We start from the raw sequence: 22,650 nt of genomic DNA on the forward strand, positions 1-22,650 counted from the left end.
ATTTGAGGGCTCAGCGCCCGCCGCGCTTGCCAAGCCCGAAACCGACGACTACCAAAATCAAACCCGCAGACTCTCGTAATGAGCGAGGGACCAGCGGGGGGCAGGTCAGGTTCGACTCCCTGACTTCGGCCATACTCTGAAATTCAGGACCCATGGGTTGAGCGCGGCGATCAAGGTAAGAAGCACAAGAGTAAAACGCGCCGGTAGGTCAACGGGTGGACAGAACATCAGCCTAAAACGCTTTGACGATGAGAGAGTGCAGGCGCTCCAAAAAGAAATTCGTATCATTAAGGGCTGCATGGAAAAACATCCGCTTACTCATCCCGAAGGCAACAAGTTCAACACCATCACCCGAATATTCAACAACTGCAGCCTTAATCAAGGTGGAAGAAATTACAGCAACTATCAAAATTATTCAGAGAGCGAGAGACTCACCATGACAATTGATGGAGAACCAGTATGTGAGATTGACATTAAGTCATGCTACCTCGCAATCATCGCTGGTAGATGCGGAATTTCATTGGAGCAAGACCCATATTCTGTCCTGCCTTATGTCAAGAAACATTCCGGAAACTGCGAAGACTACACTCGGGCTAGAAAGCTTATGAAGCTGATGGTTTCAAAGCTCCTATCTGTCGACAGGCAACCTACCAACTTCCCCGAAGGTGAACGAGTAAAGATGCAAGACGGCACCATCAAGACCCTTCCAGTTCAAGAAAAATATCAGGTTCCCAAGAAGGTGAGCGCTAAGAGCCTGTTTGCGGAGATATACCAAACCTACCCCTTTCTTAAAACCTTCGAACTTGGTGTGTTCGATCTGATGTACATTGAAAGCAACGTCATGACAGCAACTATTTTCAGCTAGCCCTTGAGGACGTTCCCAGTTTCCCTGTTCATGACTGCCTTATTTGCAAAATAGAGAATCAAGAAAGGGTCCTGGAGATACTGCGAGAAAATCTGAACCACTATATAGGCGCAGTCCCAGCTCTTGACGTAAGCTACCCTGATGGAACCACTCGAATTCTTGAAGCCATATATCCGGATAGTTTTGTTAATTATATAGACTACGAAGAAACTACCGACCAAGAGGAGGACATTGACTATCCAGTTATAGATGAAGAGGACTACTATGCTAACTACAACTCGAATATCTTAGGAGAGAATAATTATAATTCAAGGCCAGGCAGAGAAGGTATAGAGGAAGAAAAGTCCGAGCCCAGGCCGTGGCTGTTAGCAAATCGCCTTGGTAGCGCTCAAAGCGCAAGGGACTCGGGTAGCTCCTAGGGTAATGACTAGCAAGGGAAGGAAGGTCTAACAAGGCCCTCCTACCCAATTCCAATTTTCAGGTCATAGAAGGCCGAATTAGGAGGTGTTAGGCAGTTTCAGGTAGAGACCCCGCCCAGAACATCAACACCTCATAAAACGCCCTCTCACACAGCCTAAAGACGTATTACCACCTGCTCAAGCGCTTCCCTCTGCCGGTCAAGGTTGTAGCCATGCCCGTAGCCCGCCCCTACACCCAACCTCGACGTCCATCCGCCTATTTGGTCCACCAACTCTGGTGAACATCCAGAATTCCGCAACCTGTCCCTGAGGGTGTGTCGGAAACAGTGGCAAGTCAGATCGCCGTACCGACTTCGGATGTACTTGTTGAGGGTGTTGCTGGCATGGGTGGCGACAACCCCAGAAGGCTTCACCCACCGGGAAAAGATAAATTCATCATCCGGTTTCATCTTCGACAACAGGTCGATGGCACTCTTCGCCGCCCCAACCAAGGGAACAGAACGCTCAGACCCTCTGGTTTTCAGTCGCCTCAGCTCATGTGGCACGAAACTGACTACCCCCTCCTGCTGGTTCACATCCGACCAGCGCAAACCAACCACCTCAGCAAGCCTGGCACCGGTTTCTCCGAGTATTGGTAGGATTAGCCGGGTATCTCGTTCTGAGGCCAGGCATGTACCGTAAAGTTCAGCAAGTTGGGCATCGGTGAACACACCCCGTTTCTTGGTATCTGAATTCTCGCCTTTGATGGTCAGACGAGCGAATGGATTCCGCTTTTCCAGATCTTGCTCAAGGAACCCGTACTCAAGAACAGCATGAAGGGACTGGATTCGTCTCCTGACTGTGGCTGTCTTGTTGCCCTTCTCTAGCAGGTAGGCGACCACCTGACGTGCATCGACCCGCTGGTAGGTCTCTATGGCCCTGTTCCCTGCGACCTCGACCAAGGCCCCTACAGCAAGCCTGACGGGCTGCTCAGCGATGTTCTTCCCAGAGAGGTAGTCGTCAGCGCAAGTCAGCAAGTCCAATGATAAACGCTCAAAGGACTGAACCAACCGCGCCACATCGACGGGCATGACCCTGTCAGCTGCCCACACTTCATCTAGTTTGGTTGAGAGAGCTTCGCCGAGATTCGCAGCACGGCTAGGGTCCCTGCCGAAATTTACGCGAACCACCTTAGCTCCGAAGGCATCAGCCACCCGATCAGGTACTCTGCGATTGTAGTAGTAAGAACAGCCACGCTGAACAATGTATCTCATTTTGTGTGCCATGAAGGCCCCCAAGCGTTGGTTAACACTCGGACACAAAAGGAACTTTCTGGTAAGGTTGGCGCACCTGAGAGGATTCGAACCTCTGGCCTCTGCCTTCGGAGGGCAGCGCTCTATCCAGCTGAGCTACAGGTGCCTGCCTGCCCTCTAACCCGAAACCGTGGGGCGCTGCAACACCCTTCTCGAGGGGAAAGCGGGTTCCTGGGCAGGAAAGTTGGCGGGGCCTTTGGCCGGGGGGCGGTGGGTTGCAAACCCACCCTACGGCCCGACGCGGGCCGGGCCACCTGCGTCAGGCAAAGAGATCATGCGCCAGTTCCAGCGCGTCGATCAGCGCGTCGACCTCACCTTGGGTGTTGTACATGCCAAAGGAGGCGCGGCAGGTGGCGGTCACGCCCAGGTGATCCATCAGCGGCCCGGCGCAATGGTGGCCGGCGCGCACCGCGACGCCCTTCTTGTCGAGAATCGTCGAGATGTCATGCGCATGCGCCGCGCCGTCGAGCGTAAACGAGAAAATCGCCCCCTTGCCCGGTGCCCTGCCCTGCAGCTGCAGCCAGTTCAGCCCGGAGAGCCGCCCCAGCGCATATTTCGTCAGCGCCGCCTCATGCGCGGCAATCTCCTCCATGCCGACGCCCATCATGTACTCGAGCGCCGCGCCCAGCCCGATGGTGGCGACGATGCCGGGGGTGCCGGCCTCGAACTTCATCGGCGGGTCGTTGTAGAGGATGCCGTCGCGGTGGACCTCCTTGATCATGTCGCCGCCGCCCATGAAGGGGCGCATCTCGGCCATGCGGTCCTTTCTCATGAAGATCGCGCCGGAGCCCGAGGGGCCATAGAGCTTGTGGCCGGTGATCGCATAGAAATCGCAGCCCAGCGCATCGACATCGACCGGCCCGTGCACCACCGCTTGTGAGCCGTCGATCAGCGTGGCGATGCCGCGCGCGCGGGCGGCGGCGCAGATCGGCGCAACATCGACCCGGGTGCCCAGCACGTTCGACATATGGGTCAGCGCCACCAGCCGGGTCTTGGGGCCCATGGCATCGATCACCTTTTGCGGGTCGAGCGAGCCGTCGGCCTCGATCTCGACCCACTTGATCACCACCCCCTGGCGTTCGCGCAGGAAGTGCCAGGGCACAATATTGGCGTGGTGCTCCATCACCGACAGCAGAATCTCGTCGCCCGGTTGAAGATGTGGCATCGCCCAGCCATAGGCCACGGTGTTGATGCCCTCGGTGGTGCCGGTGTTGAGCACGATCTCGCCTTCATCGGCCACGTTCAGGAACCGCGCCACGGTGCCGCGCACCGCCTCGTATTTCTCGGTCGCGAGGTTCGACAGGAAGTGCAGCCCGCGGTGCACATTGGCATATTCCATCGAATAGGCCCGGGTCACCGCGTCGATCACCACCTGAGGCTTCTGCGCCGAGGCACCGTTGTCGAGATAGACCAGAGGCTTGCCGTTGACCTCGCGGGACAGGATCGGAAAATCCGCCCGGATTGCGTTCACGTCATACATGTGCGGAAACTCCCACAGTGCTTGCCCCGACCACCGAGAGCATCAGGATCAGCCCGAGAACGATGCCGATCCCGGCCAATCCGATCACGCCCAGGGCCTTGAGTGGCGAGCCAAAACGGTGCGCCACGTCGATGAAATTCACGAAAATCCACAGGCCGTAGAGATTGACGACCATCAGCAGAACCAGCGCCAGTCCCGGCGCCAGAAGGGTCAGCACCGTGGCCGCCAGCTGCACCGCCAGCCGCAGAGCCTGCAGCCAGACCACCAAGACCACCACGTCTGACAGCCCCGCCTCGCCCCCCAGCCAGCGGCCGGCGTGGGCAATGGCAAAGACCGTGGCCAGCGCTCCGCCGCCCAGCATCAGGGCGAACATGAAGGGCGTGGCCATCATCGGCGGCAGTGGCTCGCTGGGCGGCTGCACCATCACACCAAGGTGAAAGGCCAGCGCGTTGAGCGCGATGACCAGCGCCAAAGCCTGCCAGAGCACCGCGCGCGGCAGGTCGAGCATGATCAGCCGCGCCGCCGCCACCCGGGGGGTGGTCAGGGTTTCGGTCACCAGTTCGGTCAGGGCTGCGCGGCTCATGCCGGCGCCCGTTCGGCTTCTCTCAGCCCGCCGAGCCAGAACCACAGGAACAGCAGCAGCGTCGCCAGCTCAACGGTCTGCGGCCCCGGTCCGGGCCCGATGAAGCCGGCCAGAAGACCGGTCAGCAGGATCAGCGGCGAGGCGGCGAGCAGCGCCCAGAAGAGCGCCAGCCGCGCGCCGAAAAAGCTGCCCTTGCCGCCCAGCAGCCGCGCCACCAGATGGCTCAGCGCCGCCAGCGCATAGAAGATCAGCGGCGCGATCATCACCCAGGCCAGCAGTGCGCCGCCCAACAGCGGATTGAGCTCCTGCCCCTCCATATGCGCCTGACGCGCCAGCGGCGGCCATTGCGAGACAAAGACCAGCAGGCAGCCCGCCATCAGGATGGCAAGCGCCCGGTCCTCGCGCGGCCCGCGCGACAGCAGCCGGCGCATGACCGCGCCGGGGCCGCGATAGGTGGCGACGATATCCTGCGTGATAGCCATGGCGCAGCGTCAGTCCCGATGCCGGATCAGCCATCCCTCGATGCGGGAGGTGATCTCTTCTGCCAGCGCCGCGTCCTCGATCTCGAGCACCGCCTCGGCGAGGAAGGCCAGGGTCAGCAGGTTGACCGCCTGCGCCTCGGGCACCCCGCGGGAGCGCAGATAGAACAGCGCCTCCTCGTCGATCGCGCCGGAGGTCGAGCCATGCGAACAGGCCACGTCATCGGCATAGATCTCGAGCTCGGGCTTGGCGAGGAACTGGCTGTCCTCGTCCAAGAGCAGCGACTGGCTGATCTGGTAGCCGTCGGTCTTCTGCGCGCCGGCCTTGACCAGGATCTTGCCCTGGAAGACGCCGGTCGCACCGTTGCGCAGCACCTTCTTGAAGACCTGCCGGCTCTCGCAATTGACCGCGTCATGGGTGACGAAGACGGTGTCGTCGTGGTGAAAATCGCCATCCCCGACACAGGCGCCGGCGACATGCGCCACCGCGTCATCGCCGGTCAGCTCGATAATGCATTCGTTGCGCGTCATCACGCCGTTGGCGGTCAGGGTAAAGCTCTTGAACACCGACTCGGTGCCGAGACGGGCAAAGATATGGGTCACCGCCTGGCGTTCGTGGTCGCGGCCCTGAACCCGGACATGGTGCAGCTTGGCGCCATCGGCCACATCCGCTTCCATCACCTTGTTGAAGCGCGCGGCCGCCGGGCCGGCCTCGAGCAGCGTCGCCTCGGCACCGGCATCGAGCTTGACCACATGGTGCAGGATTGCGTCGGAGGTCTCGGAGCGGTGCTCATAGCGGATCGCGATCGGCTTCGAGGGGGTGCCGGTCACATGGATCAGCAGGCCGTCGCTGGCAAAGGCGGTGTTGAGCGCCGCCAGCGGCCGCTGCACCGGCACCTGGCCGTTGGTCTCGAGCGTGCCGTAAAGGCCCTTGGCCCAGTGCAGATCGCTTCGGGTCTCTGCCAGCCGCTCAATGGTCACGCCCTCGAGCGCCAGATCATCGGAGGCCTCGGCATCGAAGACACCGTCCACGAACACGATGTTGAGCCGATCGACCGCGCTGAAGGTCGGCGCTTCGCCGGTCTCGAAGAGCGCGGCGCGCGGCGCCTCGGGCTGGGTCAGCGTGTCGGGACGGGTGTATTTCCAGTATTCGTCGCGCCGTCCGGGCAGGCCCATCTCGCGCAGCCGGCCCAGCGCGGTCTCGCGCGCCGCCTCTGACCAGCCGCCGCGCGGCAGCTCGAGCGTCGCGATCCGCGCCTCGGTGGCGTCCTGTTTGACTTGCGGCAATGCCATTACGCCACCTCCTCCAGCAGATGGGCGTAGCCGTTCTCTTCGACCTCGAGCGCCAGCTCGGGCCCGCCGGTCTTGATGATGCGGCCACCCGCCATGATGTGCACCACGTCGGGTTTGATGTGGTCGAGCAAGCGCTGGTAGTGGGTGATCACCAGAAAGCCCCGGCCCTCCGAGCGCAGCGCGTTGACGCCATCGGCCACCAGCTTCATCGCATCGACGTCAAGACCGCTGTCGGTCTCGTCGAGGATGCACATCTTCGGCTCGAGCATCGCCATCTGCAGGATCTCGTTGCGCTTTTTCTCGCCGCCGGAAAAGCCCACGTTGACCGGACGCTTAAGCATCTCGGCATCGATCTTGAGGTCCTTGGCCTTGGCGCGGATCAGCTTGAGGAAATCGGTGGCGTTGAGCTCTTCCTCGCCGCGCGCCTTGCGCTGGGCATTGAGCGCGGTGCGCAGGAAGGTCATGTTGCCGACGCCGGGGATCTCGACCGGGTACTGGAACGCCAGGAACAGGCCCGCCGCGGCGCGCTCTTCGGGGTCCATGTCGAGCAGATCGTTGCCTTCAAGCGTCGCTTCGCCCTCGGTCACCTCATAGCCGTCGCGACCGGAGAGCACATAGGAGAGCGTCGATTTGCCAGAGCCGTTGGGGCCCATGATCGCATGCACCTTGCCGGCTTCGACTTTCAGGTCGACGCCCTTGAGGATCTGTTTGTCCTCTTCTTCAAGTTTGACGTGCAGGTTCTTGATTTCCAGCATTTTTTACCTCGTGTAAACGTGTGAAGGCCGCGCTGCCCGAAGGGGCTGCGCCGCGCTGATTTCGGATTTCAGGGATGTCAGAGGAGCGGGTAGCTCACGCCGCGAAACAGGATCGAGCCGGGCGCGGTGGCGCTGCGGACGTCCTCGACCCAGCGGGCCGAAAAGACCTGCGCGAAGAGCTCGGGTTGCATATGGACCAGGTTGTGCATGGTGCACATCGCCAGCGCGATGCCCGCCAGCCGGATCACCAGCGTCCCGGAGGGCGCCGAGAACAGCATCGACAGCGCGGTCAGCACCGCCATCGCACCGACGGCGTCGAGCACCAGATGCATGTCGGCGGTCATCTCGGGATCGGGCAGGTCCAGCAGGTGAAACCCGGCCAGCTGCGACAGGACAAAGGCCAAAAGTCCCAGAAAGAGCGCCCAGAACGGCGCCAAAGGATGCGCCGCCGCGGACCGCGTCTTGCGGCGCATCTGCCCAGCCGCCCTCGGCGAGACCCAGCAAGAGCCGGTGCCGTCCGACACCCCGGGCTGCGGCATACAGCTGACCTTCCCGGAATTGATCCGGGCGATCCGTGCCTGAAAGCTCGCCTGTCCCTGGGTGATCATCACTGCTGCCTCTTACGTCCTTTTCTTGCCCCAACGGTCTCGCAGGAACACGGCAGAAATGCGACAGCTTTGCCATCAATGTGAGATTAATCACAGACATCACGCCGCATCCAAGGTCAGTTCGCCGGTCAAGTCGCGCGCCGCGCCCGTGGCAGAGGCCGCCCCCAGATCGGCGATCTCGCGCAGCCCCTTGGCCGGCACATTGCCGACCCACCGCGCGGCGGCCCAGGCGTTCGGCGCGACCGAACGGCCAGGGCGCAGACGCTTTTGCAGTCGTTTGATACGTAGGATCATCTCAGCTCGCCTGTGTTCGCGGGCGCACACGCCCTCGCCCCGTCGCCGCGGCATCGGCGGGCCATAAGGCCCGCCCCGGTGCCGGTCTTACCCGACAGAGCCTTCCAGCGAGATCGCCACCAGCTGCTGCGCTTCGAGCGCGAACTCCATCGGCAGCGCCTGCAGCACTTCCTTGGCAAAGCCGTTGACGATCAGCGCCACCGCTTCCTCCTCGTCCATGCCGCGCTGGCGGCAATAGAACATCTGGTCGTCGTCGACCTTGGAGGTGGTGGCCTCATGCTCGACCCGCGAGGAATTGTTCCTCACCTCGATGTAGGGCACCGTATGGGCCCCGCATTTGTCACCGATCAGCAGGCTGTCGCACTGGGTGTAGTTGCGCGAGTTCTTGGCCTTCGGATGCATCGACACCAGCCCGCGATAGGTGTTCTGCGCAAAGCCGGCGCTGATCCCCTTGGACACGATCCGCGAGCGGGTGTTCTTGCCCAGGTGCACCATCTTGGTGCCGGTGTCGGCCTGCTGGTGGTTGTTGGTGATGGCGATCGAATAGAACTCGCCCTGGCTCTCGTCACCGCGCAGGATGCAGGAGGGGTATTTCCAGGTCACCGCAGAGCCGGTCTCGACCTGGGTCCACATGCATTTCGCCCGGTCGCCGCGGCAATCGGCCCGCTTGGTGACGAAGTTGTAGATCCCGCCCTTGCCGTTCTCATCGCCCGGATACCAGTTCTGCACGGTCGAGTATTTCACCTCGGCGTCTTCCTCGACGACGATCTCGACCACGGCGGCATGCAGCTGGCTGATGTCGCGCTGCGGCGCGGTGCAGCCTTCGAGGTAGGAGACGTAGGAGCCCTTGTCGGCGATGATCAGCGTCCGCTCGAACTGGCCGGTGTTCTCGGCGTTGATGCGGAAATAGGTGCTGAGCTCCATCGGGCAGCGCACGCCCGGCGGCACATAGACAAACGACCCGTCAGAGAACACCGCCGAGTTCAGCGTCGCATAGAAGTTGTCAGAGACCGGGACCACGGAACCGAGGTATTTCTTCACCAGCTCCGGATGCTCGCGGATCGCCTCGGAGATCGAGCAGAAGATCACGCCGGCCTTCTTCAGTTCTTTCTGGAAGGTGGTGCCGACGGAGACCGAATCGAACACCGCGTCGACCGCCACCTTGCGGCCTTCGGCGGGCGCCTCCTCGGCACCTTCGACACCGGCGAGGATCATCTGTTCCTTCAGCGGGATGCCCAGCTTCTCGTAGGTCGCCAGCAGCTTGGGGTCGACCTCGTCGAGCGACTTGGGCTTCTCCATCATGCTCTTGGGGCGGGCATAGTAATACTGGTCCTGAAAGTCGATCTCGGGATAGTCGACCATCGCCCAGTCCGGCTCCTTCATCTTCAGCCAGCGCTCATAGGCCGCCAGCCGCCACTCGGTCATCCACTCGGGTTCGTCGTTGTTCTTGGAAATCAGCCGGACGATGTCATGCGTCAGCCCCTTGGGGGCATAGTCCATCTCGATCTCGGTTTCCCAGCCATACTTGTAGGTGCTGACCTCGCGGACCGCATCCACGGTCTCCTGGTCGACGCCGTCTTTGACCTGGGTCTGGTCAAGAGCTGCCATGATATCTACCTCCGGTGTCACGCCGCACGGGCGCGATGCTTCTCATATGCTGTGCACCACGCCTCGGCAAAGCGCAGCACGTCGTCTTCCGTGTTCGAAGGGCCAAGGCTCACCCGGATCGCACAGGCCGCCTCTTGCTCTCCATATCCCATCGCGCGCAACACGCGGCTGGATTTGACCTTGCCGCTGGAACAGGCGGATCCGGCGCTGATCGCGAACCCGGCCAGGTCCATCGCCATGACCTGCGTCTCGCCCTTCCAGCCCGGTGCGATCAGGCAAAGGGTGTTGGGCAGGCGCGACGTCGATTTCCCGACTAAAATAATCTCTTTTTCACGAGCCTCAATGGCTTTTTCTAGAATATTTCTAAGTTCCGCCACCCGCTCCCAGACACCGGCCTCAAGATCACGCACCGCCTGCGCGGCTGCGGCGCCGAATCCGGCGATGCCGATCACGTTCTCGGTGCCCGACCGGCGGCCCATCTCCTGGCCGCCGCCGCGGATCTGGGCCGTGATATCCAGCCCTCGCTGCAGCACCAGCGCGCCGACCCCCTTCGGGCCGCCCAGCTTATGCGCCGAGACCAGCGCCATCTCCGCCCCCGACCAGGCAAAGGAAAACGGCAGCTTGCCAAAGGCCTGCACCGCATCGGTCAGCGCCAGACCAGTGGGCAGTTCCTGCAGGATGCCGGTCTCGCTGTTGGCCACCTGCAACGCCGTTCGCGCCGGATCCGCCACCGTCACCCGGCCCGCGCCATCCACCGCCAGCGCATCCTCGGTCCAGGCGCCGACGCAATCATGCTCGATGCCGCCAGACACCAGACCGCGCCCGGCCAGCGCCAGTGCCGCCGCCTCGGTCGCACCGGAAGTGAAAACGATATCCGCCTCTCCGGCGCCCAGGGCCTCGGCCAACTGTCGCCGTGCGGTTTCAATCAGACCCTTGGCGCGGCGGCCCTCGGAATGCACCGACGACGGGTTGCCCACCACGTCCATCGCCTTGACCATCGCCGCCCGTGCCGCCTCGCACAGCGGCGCCGTGGCATTGTGATCGAGATACACCCGCCTCACGCACCCGCTCCTTCATCTTGCCCGAAAACCTCCGGGGGGACTCGCCAAAGGCGATGGGGGGCTGGCCCCCCTGCACCCTCAGCCATCATCGACCACCGAGAACAATCCCGGCACCGCCGGACAGGGTGCCAGCTCGTTGCCGACGATATCCGACAGCCGGGTCTGGTGCAGGAAGACATAGACATGCGCCGAGAGCCCCTCCCACAACCGGTTCGAAAGCGATTGCGCCCTGCTGCCAGACAGACCGCCACTGGCGCCGGCGCCCTTGTGCATGGCGTCCACCGTCTCGTCCACCGCCGAAAGCACTTCGACCACGCGGATCTCGGTCGCAGGCCGCGCCAGGCGATAGCCGCCGCCGGGGCCGCGCACCGAGGCCACGAGTTCGGCCCGGCGCAACTTGACGAAGAGCTGTTCGAGATAGGGCAGCGAAATATCCTGGCGCTGCGAGATCTCGCCCAGCGTCACCAGCCGCCCCTCCGGCTGCAGCGCGATATCGACCAGCGCCACCATCGCATAGCGCCCCTTGGTACTCAGCTTCATCGGTTCTCCCCCAGGGCGCCTGCTGGCCAGTTGACCTCAGTAACCATTAGGCTTATCTGCCACAAGCCCCGTTCCGCTTCCGGCATCGGGTTTAGAACCATTCTAAGGTAGTCGAGCAATTGCGTCAACAATTGCCGTGCCTGTGCGAGGAGTACAGCCCGTTATGCCCGAGGTCATCTTTCCCGGTCCCGAAGGACGGCTCGAAGGCCGCTATCACCCGCAAAAGGAGCGCGATGCGCCGATCGCCATCGTGCTGCATCCGCACCCGCAGTTCGGCGGGACGATGAACAACAAGGTCGTCTACAACCTGCATTACGCCTTCTACAACATGGGTTTCACCGTGCTGCGGTTCAATTTCCGCGGCGTCGGCCGAAGCCAGGGCGAATATGACCAGGGGGTGGGCGAGCTCTCGGATGCGGCCTCGGCGCTGGATTACCTGCAGTCGATGAACAACAATTCCAAGCATTGCTGGGTCGCGGGCTTCTCCTTCGGCGCCTGGATCGGCATGCAGTTGCTGATGCGCCGGCCGGAGATCACCGGCTTCGTCTCGGCCAGCCCGCCGGCCAACATGTATGATTTCTCGTTCTTGGCACCCTGCCCGGCCTCGGGGCTGATCATCAACGGCACCTCCGACCGGGTCGCGCCGCCGGCTGACACCACGTCTCTGGTGGGCAAGCTGCACGAGCAGAAGGGCATCACCATCACCCATGAAGAGATCGAGGGCTCGGGCCATTTCTTCGAGAATGATCACATGGACACGATGATCGGCACCGTCTCGGATTACGTCAAACGGCGTCTCACCGAGACCTCGCGCTGAGGAGACCGTCATGGGCGTGACCGAGGATCTGGCCGACGAGCTGGCCCGCGACACCGTCGAGGCGGCCGAGCTGATCGGCAGCGAGACGCTTGTCGCCGATGTCGCCAAGGTCATCGGCGCCACCTCGACGACGGCCGAAGAGGCCTTTCTGACGGCCGTGCGCGTGCGCATGGCCGCCAAGCGCGGACGGCGCTATCTCGAAGCGCAGCTGCGCGCCTACGAGGCGCAGATCAAACACCAGGACTAGACGCCGCTCTGCGCGCCCTCGCGGGCGCTTATCGCGAGGACGGCCCGCCCGGGCCGGAAGAGCGCGCGCGCACCCGCAGCCAGATGCCGGTGTCAGAGCGCACCGTCAGATGCGCCACCGGCACCGGCGCCGGGCGGTTGCTCAACTCGAAGCGGAAATGCCGCAGCAGATACGACAGCAACAGCGGCCCCTCCACCATGGCAAACCCCGCCCCCGGGCAGACCCGCGCCCCGGCAGAAAACGGCAGATAGGCCTCGCGCAGGCAGGTCTTGCCGTTCTCGGTGGCAAACCGGCCCGGATCGAACCCGTCGGGGTTGTCCCACAGCCGCTCGTGCCGGTGCAGATGCCAGGGGCTGAGCACGATCTGGCTGCCCTTGGGCACGTCCCTGTCGCGGAACCGCTCGGGACAGCGCGCCTCACGCACCATCATCGGCACCGGCGGGTAGAGCCTGAGCGCTTCGCGAAAGACATCGCGGGAGAGCCGAAGGCTGGAGACACAGCTGAAATCGGGGGAGGGCTTGGCGGACCGGCCCTCCGGGGGGAGGTTATTTGGCAAGATGAAGGGGAGCGTCTGCGCTTCTTCGGCAAGCCTGTCCTGCCAGTCGGGGTAGAGCGCCATCAGGTAGAGCGCCCAGGCCAGGGCCGAGGCGCTGGTCTCGTGACCGGCAAGGAAGAAGATCGCCACCTGGTCGACCATCTCGGCGGTGCTGAAGGTCTCGCCGGTCTCCGGGTCGGGTGTGGTCATGATCTTGGTGGCGAGGTCGGCGGGGGCGGTGCCGGCCTCGATCTCGGCCATGCGATCGGCGGTGAGGCTGGTGATCAGCGTGCGAATGGTGCGCGCTGAGGCCCGCGTGTCGCGGCGGAAGAACCGCGGCATCCAGCGCGGCAGCGGCACGAAGGCCGCGAGGTTGAGGATCGGCTGGCTGCGCTGGTAGTGGCGGAACTCCGAGAACACCTGCGCCGCGATCTCGTGCTCGATTGGGATCGAGAACAGGGTGCGGAAGATCACATCGGCCGCCGCATGGCTGGTTTCGGCCTCGACCTCCACGGTCTCGCCGCACCGGGGCGCCATGCGCGTCACCGCGCTCTCTGCCGCCGCCAGCATCGCCGGAAAACTGTGGCGCAGGCGGCCGCCTTCGAAGGCGGGGTCGATGATCCGGCGCTGGCGCTTCCAGGTCTCGCCATTGGTGACGAAGACCGAGTTGCCCAGGAGCGGCCGCAGCCCCTCGCCGATGCGGTCGGACTTGGGGAAATCCTCGGGCCGCGCCTTCAGGACCTGCTTGACCAGGTCGGGCTGGTTGACAAGGTAGGAGCGAAAGAACGGCGTGCGGAACTCGGCCATCCAGGCGCGGTAGAGCCGCGCCGGTTGCGCCGAGAGGATATCGCGGCGGAACAGCGAGAGGTAGCGCAGCAGCGAGACCTTGTCGGCGCGGGCGGGCGGTTTGGGCGGGCGTGTCATGGGGCGGTCGAGGTGAAGCGGTTGACCGGCCGGGTGATCGCCGACTTCGACGATCGACGCGCGCGGTAGCGCTCGGCCAGGGTTTTGGGCCCGGCGGTGATGCGGAAGTAGTCGTAGTCGCCCGGCCGGTCGAAGGCGCAGAGATACTGGAAGTGCAGCCGGAAGAAGCGCCAACGCAGCGCCTTCCAGCGCGCGGGCGACAGCGTCTGGGTGAAGGCGGCCGAGAACACCAGCGGCCATTTCTGGCCCGGTCCGCCCAGCCCGCTCACCGCCACCGGATCGCAGAGCGCGAAGGCACAGCCGTCGCCGGGCGCGGTGACGTCGGCCCAGAAGATCTCGTCGCGTTCGCAGAGATAGGCCAGATCGGCGCGCAGCCGCCAGGCCCGCGGCAGGAAGGTGACCATCGGCACCACCTGGCCAAGGCTGAGAAAACCCAGCGCCGGGCCGTCGGCGCGCACCCGGCCGGAGCGGATCAGGTCGGCCAGCACCGAGACGCCGAGATGGGCGCCGGAGGAATGGCCGACCACCAGGATCTCGTCGACCGGATCGTCGCAGGCGGCGGCGATGCTCTCGGTAAAGCTGGCAATGCGCTGTTCGAGTTCCGGCGGCATGGCGCCGAGCGCCCGGGCGTTGAAGGCGTAATCATGCATCAGGTAATAGACGAAGAGCTTGCCGTCCCAGCGGCGGAACTGCTCGAGCATCGCCCAGGCCAGCGCCGCCCCCGCCGCGCCGCCAAGGAGCGGCCCGAAGAGGCCCAGCCAGGGCCGCAGCACCAGGCCGAGCTTCACCCCGCCCCAGACCGCCAGCCCCGCCAGCAGCGCCTGGCCCAGCAGCATCACCACCGGGTAGAGCGCGGCAATCACCGGACCCTTCTGCAGCCGGGCCAGCCGCCAGAGCGCGCCCGAGCCGATATAGACGAGGGCGGTATAGGCCATCCGCAGGTAGCTCATCGCGATGCCGTGACCCATGGAGGACTTGACGATGTCGGACCAGACCAGCACCTCGACCTCGGTCTTGACCTCTGCGCCGTCGAAGCGGCCGGTGACGTGCCAGCCGTAGTTGGCGGCTTTCGCGCGCGGTCTGAGGGTGATGTCATAGCCCGAGATCGCCGCCTGCCGCGTGCCCTGACGACGGTAGAGTTCGCGGTAACGGCGGGGATGGATCGGGTCGTAGCCGGGGATGTAGAACACCCGGCGTTTGCGGACCGCGCCTGCCGAGCCGGCTGCGCCTGTGTCGGGACTGCTCATCTGCCACTCGCTCTTTTTCGCCGAGCCTAGCGGGGTTTCGTGGCGAGAGTAAGGCGCTGGACAAGCCCTGCGCCCGCTCCTAGACCTGCGCCATGACCGAGACCCTTGATGCCACCCACCTGCTTTGCCCCCTGCCCGTTCTCAAGGCGCGCAAGCGTCTGAAATCGATGCCTGCGGGCGCGATCCTCGAGCTGCGTGCCGACGATCCGGCGGCGGTGGTGGACGTGCCGCATTTCTGCCACGAGGCGGGCCATGCGCTGATCGAGACGCGCCCGGACGGTGACGCCGAGATCTACGTGATCCGCAAGGGCGGCTGACCCTACCCCTCAAGACGGCAGTCAGAAACGAAAAAGCCCCGGCGCATGGCCGGGGCTTTCTGTCTTCAGCGGCCGATCGACCACCAGCCGCGTTTCTTCGGCTTGCTGTCGTCGTCCTCAGGCTCCTGAGCGGTATCGACGGTTTCCAGCACCGGTTCCGGTGTCGCCTCCGGCTCTGCCGGTGCCTCGGGCTCTGCCGCGGGCGCTTGCGCAGCTTCAGCCTCGGGCTTGGGCTCAGCTTCAGCCTCCGGCTCGGCCGGGGTTTCCGCCGCCGGCTGGACCGGGGTTTCCGCCGCCGGCTGGACCGGGGTTTCCGCCTCCGGCTGGACCGGGGTTTCCGCCTCCGGCTGGGCCGGCGCGACTTCTGCCGCCGGCGCCTCCGCCTGCATCTCGGGCTCCGCCGGGGCGTCCGCCTCGGCAGCAACCGGTGCGTGTGCCTCAGGCGCGCTTTGAGCGTCCGGCTCGGCGTCCGCCGGTGCCTCGGCCTGACCCTCGGGCTCTGCCGGGGTGTCCGACCGGAGCTCGGTGTCGGCCGGAGCCTCCGCCTCGGACGTCACCGCCTCAGCGGTCTCGGCGACCTCCTGAACCGGCGTCGCTGCCTCGGTTTCGGGTGCCTCCGCCTCCGGCGCATCGCTCACTTCTGCAGCGGCCTCGACGGCCTCGACCGGCGTCGCCTCGGCAACGGTGGCCTCTTCGGCCGGGGCCTCTTCGGCTTTGGTGCGCGAGGATTTGCGGCGGCTGCTCGAGGTGCGGCGGGTGCGCTTGGGCTTGTCCTCCGAGGCGTCGTCCGCCTCTTTCGGCGCGCGTTCGGCGGCGTCCTTCGCCCCCTCGGCCTCGTCGCTGTCGGCCTCGCCATTGTCCTGGCTGTCGCCGTTCTCCTGGCTGTCGCCATTGCCCTCCTCGGACTTCGACTTCCGCCGACGCCGGCGCCGACGGCGCTTCTTGGGCTTGGGGCTTTCCTCTTCGCCGGTCTCGGGCGTTTCCGCCTCGGCGGGGGCCTCCTCGGCGACCTCGACCTCCTCTTCAGGCTCCTCGGCATCCTCGTCGACCAGATCCATGATCGTGGTGTCGGCCGAGACGACCGGCGCTTCGGCCACCTTGCGGGTGGCGGTCTTCAGCTTCTCGATGGTGAAGTCGGGGCTGACCAGAGAGGGATCGCCCTCGACCCGCACGGCAATGCCGTAGCGCGCCTCGATCAGGGCGATATGCTCGCGCTTGGCGTTCATCAGGTAGTTGGCGATGTTCACCGGGCAGCGCACCAGAAGCTCCTTGCAGCGGCGGCGGGTGCCTTCCTCCTCGAGCTGGCGCAGCACCTGCAGGGCAAGGCTGTCATCCGAGCGGATCAGACCGGTGCCATGGCAATGCGGACAGGGCGCGGTGGTGGCCTCGATCATGCCGGGGCGCAGGCGCTGGCGCGACATTTCCATCAGGCCGAAGCCCGAGATCCGGCCGACCTGAATGCGGGCGCGGTCGGTTTTCAGCTTGTCCTTGATCTTCTTTTCGACGGCGGCGTTGTTCTTGCGCTCGTCCATGTCGATAAAGTCGATCACGATCAGACCGGCGAGGTCGCGCAGACGCAGCTGGCGGGCCACCTCTTCGGCGGCCTCGAGGTTGGTCTTGGTCGCGGTCTCCTCGATCGAGCCTTCCTTGGTGGCGCGGCCGGAGTTGACGTCGATGGCGACAAGCGCCTCGGTCACGCCGATCACGATATAGCCACCGGATTTCAGCTGCACCGTCGGGTTGAACATCGCGCCGAGGTAGCTCTCGACCTGGAAGCGGGCGAACAGCGGCAACTGCTCGGCATAGAGCTTCACGTTCTTGGCGTGGGACGGCATGATCATCTTCATGAAGTCCTTGGCGATGCGGTAGCCGCGCTCGCCTTCGACCAGAACCTCGTCGATGTCGCGGCTGTAGAGATCGCGGATCGAGCGTTTGATCAGGTCGCCTTCCTCGTAGATCTTGGCCGGCGCGATCGATTTCAGCGTCAGCTCGCGGATCTGTTCCCAGAGGCGTTGCAGATATTCGTAATCGCGCTTGATTTCCGACTTGGTGCGCTTGGCCCCGGCGGTGCGGATGATCAGGCCCGCGCCCTGCGGCACGTCGATCTCGCCCGCGATTTCCTTGAGCTTCTTGCGGTCCGGAGCGTTGGTGATCTTGCGGCTGATGCCACCACCGCGCGCGGTGTTGGGCATGAGCACGCAGTAGCGGCCCGCGAGCGAGAGATAGGTGGTCAGCGCCGCGCCCTTGTTGCCGCGCTCTTCCTTGACGACCTGCACCAGCAGGATCTGGCGGACCTTGATGACTTCCTGGATCTTGTAGCGGCGCGGACGCGGCTTGCGCGGCGGCCGGATGTCCTCGTGATCGTCGTCATCGGCCACCGATTCGATATCGCTGTCCTTGTCCGCGGCATCGGGCTTGGCCGGGGTCTCGTCCTCGCCGTCGTCCTCGGTCTCGACCTCGGGGGCGCGGGCGTCCTCGGTATCTTCCGCAGGGGTCTCCTCGGTCGCTTGCGCGGCCTCCTCGCCCTCTGCGGCGGTCTCGGGTTCCTCGACCGGGGTCTCGGCAACGGTCTCCATCGGCGACAGCCCTTCGAGCGTGTCGTCGTCGGCCTCGAGATCGATGGTCTCCATGCCCTCGACTTCACGGCTCTCGACCGCGTCGCTGTTGGCGGTCTTCTCCGCCTTCAACGATGTCCGGCGGCGGCGCTTCTTGGGGCGTGCCTCTTCTTCCTCGTCGCGCGCCTTCATTGCCTCGGCATAGGCGCGCTCTTCCTCCATCAGCGCCTCGCGGTCGGCGACGGGGATCTGGTAATAATCCGGATGGATCTCGGAAAAGGCGAGGAAGCCATGGCGATTGCCGCCATAGTCGACGAAGGCCGCCTGCAGCGACGGCTCGACCCGGGTGACTTTCGCTAGATAGATATTGCCAGCGAGCTGGCGCTTGTTTTCCGATTCAAAGTCGAATTCCTCGACCTTGTTTCCGTCCACCACCACGACGCGGGTCTCTTCCGCGTGGGTGGCATCGATAAGCATTTTCTTGGCCATTGTACTTTCATGCTTTCCCACAAGCAGACGGCCGCGCGGGAGAGCCCGGGCGGCGCGGCGGATTGCAGGAAATGTCCGATTGGGGCGATGGTGGACGCGGTCAGCACAGGCATGGGTGCGGGGCCCATGATGGCCCCTGCTCTTGCCCTCTGAATTCTCGCGCGTTGCATCGCGTTTCTTCTCCGACGGTCCGGCGCATGCGCCCTTCCGCCCGTTTGCGGCCCGCCGCTTTCACAGTCGGGCTGGTCTTGTTGATCGCCGCCACGTCAGTCTGGCGGTCCGGCGATCAGATCGGTCTGTTTCGGAAGGTTCGGGGCGTCTGGCCCGCGTCACTTCGAAAACAGCGAAACTCTCGGGCAGAGGGGCTGCGCCCTTTTGCCTCTCGTCAACATAAGGCGTGAGACGGGGCAATTACAATGACCAATCGTGGCGAAGCGCAAAAGCGATGGCGTTTTAGGTTGGGCTGCGCTGTCGCCGCCAGCGCTGAGCCGCGCCATCGGCGCCCCGGTCATGCCGGAGGCATGACGATGGCGCGCCGGCCTTCGGCCTTGTTCCGCACCGGAGGCAAACCGCAAAACGCGTCCCGGCCCGCCTCACCCCGCAGAATTCAACCGCTTGATCAGGCTCGAGGTGTCCCAGCGCCCGCCGCCCAGCTTCTGCACATCCTTGTAGAACTGGTCGACCAGCGCCGTCACCGGCAGGCTCGCGCCGACCTCGTCGGCGGTCTTGAGACAGATCGCCAGATCCTTGCGCATCCAGTCCACCGCAAAGCCATGCTCGAACTGATCCTCCAGCATTGTCTCGTACCGGTTCGCCATCTGCCAAGATCCGGCTGCCCCGCCGCTGATCACATCGACCACCGCGCGGCCGTCGAGCCCTGCCTTCTGGGCGAAATGCAGACCCTCCGAGAGCCCCTGCACCAACCCGGCAATGCAGATCTGGTTGACCATCTTGGTCAGCTGCCCGGCGCCGCTCTCGCCCAGCCGGCGGCAGGCCTTGGCATAGGCGGCAATCACCGGCGCGGCCCGGTCGTAGGCCGCCTGATCGCCACCGCACATCACCGCAAGCTGGCCGTTCTCGGCCCCCGCCTGGCCGCCAGAGACCGGCGCGTCGACAAAGGCCACGCCCTTTTCCCCGGCCGCCTCGTAAAGCTCGCGGGTCACTGCCGTCGAGACCGTGGTGTGATCGACAAAGACCGCGCCCTTCTCCATGCCGGCAAGCGCCCCGTCCTCGCCCAGACAGACCGCGCGCAGATCGTCGTCATTGCCGACGCAGGCCATGACGAACGCAGCGCCGCGCGCGGCCTCGGCCGGGGTCGCGGCAGCCGCGCCGCCATGCGCGGCGGCCCATGTGTCGGCCTTGGCAGCGGTGCGGTTGTAGACGGTGACCTCATGGCCCGCCTTCGCCAGGTATCCGGCCATCGGATAGCCCATCACGCCCAATCCCAGAAATGCCACCTTCGCCATTGCGTCTCTCCCGCTTTTGTCTTGCACCCAATTCCTTTAAGGGGTTCTCACCCGAGCCGGACGGGATGACAAGAGGCAAGGCAAGAGCGCAGATGGCAAGCTTATTCAAATGGCTGTTCAGGCTGGCAACCGCCCTCGTGGTGCTGTCACTGCTGGCTGCGGGGGCGGTCTATTATCTGGCCTCGCGCTCGCTGCCAGATTACGACAAGACGCTGGCGGTTCAGGGCCTCGACAGCCCGGTCGAGATCGTGCGCAACAACGCCAACGTGCCGCATATCTTTGCCGACAGCGACAATGACGTCTTCTTCGGCCTGGGATACGCCCATGCCCAGGACCGGCTGTGGCAGATGGTGACCCTGCGGCGCACCGTGCAGGGCCGGCTCTCAGAGGTCTTCGGCCGCCGCACCCTGACCACCGACACGCTGATGCGCCGGCTCGATCTCTACCCCAACGCCACCCGGTCGGTGGCGGCGCAGGACGACCGCACCCGCGCCGCGCTCGCCGCCTATGCCGCCGGCGTCAACGCAAGGCTCGACGAGATCAACGCCTCGGCGCTGGGCCGTGGCGCGCCCGAGTTCTTTCTCTTCGACGTGCCAATCGCGCCCTGGCAGCCGGCCGATTCCATCGCTCTGGTCAAGCTGCTGGCGCTGCAGCTGTCGGGCCATCTGGGTGAAGAGGTGCTGCGCGCCAGAACCTCGCTGTTGGTCCCCGACGAAGACCGTCTGCGCGACATCCTGCCGGAGGTGCCGGGGCCGGGTACCGCCGCGCTGCCGGATTATGCCGCGCTGGTGCCGGCGATCGGCAGGGGCCACCAGGACTATGCCCGCCTGCCGCGCGATCCGCTCTCACCGCTGTCGCCGCGCGGACTGGCCGGCGCCTCCAACGCCTGGGCCGCCTCGGCCGCGCGCTCGGCCTCGGGCGGCACGCTGCTGGCCAATGACCCGCACCTGGGCTTCACCGCACCGGCGATCTGGTATCTCGCCCGGCTCGAGCTGCAGACCGGCGGGGTGATCGGCGCTACGGTGCCCGGCGTGCCGGTGGTGATGGCCGGCAAGAGCCCGCATCTGGGCTGGGGGGTGACCTCCTCCTACCTCGACGACCAGGACCTCTATATCGAGCAGCTCAACCCCGACAACCCGCAGCAATACCGCACCCCAGGCGGGTTCAAAGCCTTCGAGACCCGCCGCTCGATCGTGCGCATCAAGGACGAGGCGCCGGTCACCGTCACCCTGCGCTGGACCGACAATGGCCCGGTTCTGCCGGGCTCGCATTTCGATCTTGGCGCGATCACCCCGCAGGGCCACGTCGCCGCGCTGGCCTGGACCGCGCTGGCCGAGGCCGATACTTCGCTCAGCGCCGCCATGGCGCTGATGTATGCCCAGGACATCGAGGAGGCGATGGCCACCGGCGAGGCCTATGTGGCGCCGAGCCAGATGCTCACCCTGGCCGACAAGGACGGCATCGCGCTGCAGCTGGTCGGCCGGATGCCGCGCCGCTCGGAACGTCACGAGAGCCAGGGTCGGATGCCGACCCAGGGCTGGGTTGCCGAGAACCGCTGGCAGGGGCACCTGCCCTATGAGGACAACCCGGTCTTTGTCCGCCCCGAGGGCGGCATCGTCGGCAATACCAACAACAAGGTGATCGACCGGCCCTTCCCCGAGCATGTCTCCTTTCACTGGGGCGACAGCCAGCGGATCGAGCGCTGGACCCGGCTGATGCAGGGCCGCGAGGTCCACACCCGCGACAGTTTCATCGAGGCGCAGCTCGACACCGTGAGTTTCACCGCCCGCTCGCTGCTGCCGCTGATCGGTGCCGATCTGTGGTTCACCGGCGAGGCCGCCCCCGCCGGCACCCTCGCCCGCCAGCGCCAGGTGGCGCTGACCCTGCTGGCCGAGTGGAACGGCGAGATGAACGAGCACCTGCCCGAGCCGCTGATCTATGCCGCCTGGCTGCGGGCGCTGCAGGACCGGCTGATCCGAGACGACCTCGGGCCGCTGGCGGATGAGTATACCCATGTGGAGCCGCTGTTCATCGAGCGGGTCTACCGCGATATCGACGGCGCCAGCGCTTGGTGCGACATCCTGCAATCCTCGCCCGAGGAGACCTGCACCGATATCGCCCGGCTGGCGCTCGAGGATGCGGTGGTCTGGCTCGAGGAGACCCACGGCCGCGATCTGAGCGCGCTGCGCTGGGGCGATGCGCATGAGGCGACCCATGACCACCCGGTGCTGGGCGCGGTGCCGGTGCTGCGGCATTTCGTCAACATCCGCCAGTCGACCTCCGGCGGCGATCACACCTTGCTGCGCGGCCGCACCAAGGGCACCGGGGCGAACCCCTATCTGAACGTGCATGGCGCGGGGTATCGCGGGGTCTATGATTTCGCCGATCCCGACAGTTCGGTCTTTGTCACCTCGACCGGGCAATCGGGGCATTTCCTGTCGCGGCATTACGACGATCTCGGCAGCCTGTGGCGGCGTGGTGAATACATTCCGATGTCATTGGACGAAGAGCTGGCCCGCGCGGCGGCCACGGGGGTGACGCGGCTCACGCCGCGGTAGGGTACGCCCTACGACCGCACCACAAGACGCTGATCCGCGCCATCGCCGACCCGCGGGGTGGCGATCCGACGGTCCTGTATGCCACTTTATGCCGGCAAAGTCCGTATGAGTTCACGACGCAGCGCTAAAGGCGACCAAAGCGTTGCCTCGGGGGGCGGGTCATGCCGGAGGCATGCCTTCGGCATGACGATGGCGCGGCGGCCTGCGGCCTTGTTCCG

20 protein-coding genes and 1 tRNA gene are annotated in these 22,650 nt (G+C 64.8%); 5 read left to right on the plus strand and 16 right to left on the minus strand.

What is annotated here, in order from left to right:
- Positions 1–157 precede the first annotated feature (157 nt).
- A complete protein-coding gene (locus VOI27_RS04840) occupies positions 158–865 on the plus strand; it encodes a hypothetical protein (protein WP_323764175.1) in 708 nt (235 codons plus the stop codon).
- A 574-nt stretch (positions 866–1,439) separates the two neighbouring features.
- On the opposite strand, the gene VOI27_RS04845 is transcribed toward VOI27_RS04840, so the two are convergent.
- The 12 genes from VOI27_RS04845 to VOI27_RS04900 all read right to left on the minus strand — a co-directional run bounded on the left by VOI27_RS04845 (position 1,440) and on the right by VOI27_RS04900 (position 11,277).
- A complete protein-coding gene (locus tag VOI27_RS04845; protein WP_323764176.1) occupies positions 1,440–2,549 on the minus strand; it encodes a tyrosine-type recombinase/integrase in 1,110 nt (369 codons plus the stop codon).
- Between the two features lie 56 nt (positions 2,550–2,605).
- Positions 2,606–2,682: transfer RNA gene (locus tag VOI27_RS04850), tRNA-Arg, on the minus strand.
- Positions 2,683–2,835: 153 nt separating this feature from the next.
- Positions 2,836–4,056, minus strand: coding sequence for a cysteine desulfurase (locus tag VOI27_RS04855; protein WP_323764177.1), 1,221 nt, complete (start codon positions 4,054–4,056; stop codon positions 2,836–2,838).
- Positions 4,049–4,639, minus strand: coding sequence for a YIP1 family protein (locus VOI27_RS04860; RefSeq protein WP_323764178.1), 591 nt, complete (start codon positions 4,637–4,639; stop codon positions 4,049–4,051). The genes VOI27_RS04855 and VOI27_RS04860 overlap by 8 nt, the downstream gene beginning before the upstream one ends.
- Complete coding sequence (locus tag VOI27_RS04865) at positions 4,636–5,121, minus strand: YIP1 family protein (protein WP_323764179.1); 486 nt, start codon at positions 5,119–5,121, stop codon at positions 4,636–4,638. Before VOI27_RS04865 ends, VOI27_RS04860 begins: the two co-directional genes overlap by 4 nt.
- Positions 5,122–5,130: 9 nt before the next feature.
- Positions 5,131–6,411, minus strand: a complete 1,281-nt coding sequence (gene sufD, locus VOI27_RS04870; RefSeq protein ID WP_323764180.1) for a Fe-S cluster assembly protein SufD — start codon at positions 6,409–6,411, stop codon at positions 5,131–5,133.
- Complete coding sequence (sufC, locus tag VOI27_RS04875; RefSeq protein WP_323764181.1) at positions 6,411–7,166, minus strand: Fe-S cluster assembly ATPase SufC; 756 nt, start codon at positions 7,164–7,166, stop codon at positions 6,411–6,413. The genes sufD and sufC overlap by 1 nt, the downstream gene beginning before the upstream one ends.
- A gap of 77 nt (positions 7,167–7,243) precedes the next feature.
- The gene (locus VOI27_RS04880) at positions 7,244–7,774 is read right to left on the minus strand and encodes a hypothetical protein (protein WP_323764182.1); all 531 of its coding nucleotides are present in this window, start codon (positions 7,772–7,774) and stop codon (positions 7,244–7,246) included.
- Positions 7,775–7,873: 99 nt separating this feature from the next.
- Positions 7,874–8,068 (minus strand): hypothetical protein, encoded by a 195-nt coding sequence (locus tag VOI27_RS04885; protein WP_323764183.1) that lies wholly within the window; start codon positions 8,066–8,068, stop codon positions 7,874–7,876.
- A gap of 87 nt (positions 8,069–8,155) precedes the next feature.
- Entirely contained in the window at positions 8,156–9,676 is a 1,521-nt protein-coding gene (sufB, locus tag VOI27_RS04890; RefSeq protein WP_323764184.1) for a Fe-S cluster assembly protein SufB, read from the minus strand.
- A 17-nt stretch (positions 9,677–9,693) separates the two neighbouring features.
- Positions 9,694–10,737 (minus strand): cysteine desulfurase family protein, encoded by a 1,044-nt coding sequence (locus VOI27_RS04895; protein WP_323764185.1) that lies wholly within the window; start codon positions 10,735–10,737, stop codon positions 9,694–9,696.
- A gap of 78 nt (positions 10,738–10,815) precedes the next feature.
- Complete coding sequence (locus VOI27_RS04900; protein WP_323764186.1) at positions 10,816–11,277, minus strand: Rrf2 family transcriptional regulator; 462 nt, start codon at positions 11,275–11,277, stop codon at positions 10,816–10,818.
- Positions 11,278–11,440: 163 nt separating this feature from the next.
- Between VOI27_RS04900 and VOI27_RS04905 the strand changes: the two genes are divergently transcribed.
- Complete coding sequence (locus VOI27_RS04905) at positions 11,441–12,094, plus strand: alpha/beta hydrolase (RefSeq protein ID WP_323764187.1); 654 nt, start codon at positions 11,441–11,443, stop codon at positions 12,092–12,094.
- 10 nt (positions 12,095–12,104) lie between these two features.
- Complete coding sequence (locus VOI27_RS04910) at positions 12,105–12,341, plus strand: hypothetical protein (protein WP_323764188.1); 237 nt, start codon at positions 12,105–12,107, stop codon at positions 12,339–12,341.
- 28 nt (positions 12,342–12,369) lie between these two features.
- On the opposite strand, the gene VOI27_RS04915 is transcribed toward VOI27_RS04910, so the two are convergent.
- The gene (locus tag VOI27_RS04915; RefSeq protein ID WP_323764189.1) at positions 12,370–13,800 is read right to left on the minus strand and encodes a cytochrome P450; all 1,431 of its coding nucleotides are present in this window, start codon (positions 13,798–13,800) and stop codon (positions 12,370–12,372) included.
- Positions 13,797–15,047 carry a hypothetical protein gene (locus VOI27_RS04920; protein ID WP_323764190.1) on the minus strand — a complete coding sequence of 417 codons (1,251 nt, stop codon included), beginning with the start codon at positions 15,045–15,047 and terminating at the stop codon, positions 13,797–13,799. Before VOI27_RS04920 ends, VOI27_RS04915 begins: the two co-directional genes overlap by 4 nt.
- 92 nt (positions 15,048–15,139) lie before the next feature.
- Here VOI27_RS04920 and VOI27_RS04925 point away from each other — a divergent pair, with 92 nt between their 5' ends.
- Positions 15,140–15,364 carry a sulfurtransferase TusA family protein gene (locus VOI27_RS04925; RefSeq protein ID WP_323764191.1) on the plus strand — a complete coding sequence of 75 codons (225 nt, stop codon included), beginning with the start codon at positions 15,140–15,142 and terminating at the stop codon, positions 15,362–15,364.
- A 65-nt stretch (positions 15,365–15,429) separates the two neighbouring features.
- Here VOI27_RS04925 and VOI27_RS04930 read toward each other — a convergent pair whose 3' ends face one another.
- Positions 15,430–18,408, minus strand: coding sequence for a ribonuclease E/G (locus tag VOI27_RS04930; RefSeq protein WP_323764192.1), 2,979 nt, complete (start codon positions 18,406–18,408; stop codon positions 15,430–15,432).
- A 593-nt stretch (positions 18,409–19,001) separates the two neighbouring features.
- On the minus strand, positions 19,002–19,874 hold the full coding sequence (locus VOI27_RS04935; protein WP_323764193.1) for an NAD(P)-dependent oxidoreductase: 873 nt from the start codon (positions 19,872–19,874) through the stop codon (positions 19,002–19,004).
- Positions 19,875–19,966: 92 nt separating this feature from the next.
- Between VOI27_RS04935 and VOI27_RS04940 the strand changes: the two genes are divergently transcribed.
- Positions 19,967–22,432 (plus strand): penicillin acylase family protein, encoded by a 2,466-nt coding sequence (locus tag VOI27_RS04940; RefSeq protein WP_323764194.1) that lies wholly within the window; start codon positions 19,967–19,969, stop codon positions 22,430–22,432.
- The last annotated feature ends 218 nt before the right edge of the window (positions 22,433–22,650 follow it).

This window comes from Marinovum sp., assembly GCF_034669705.1.
Taxonomy (GTDB): domain Bacteria; phylum Pseudomonadota; class Alphaproteobacteria; order Rhodobacterales; family Rhodobacteraceae; genus Marinovum.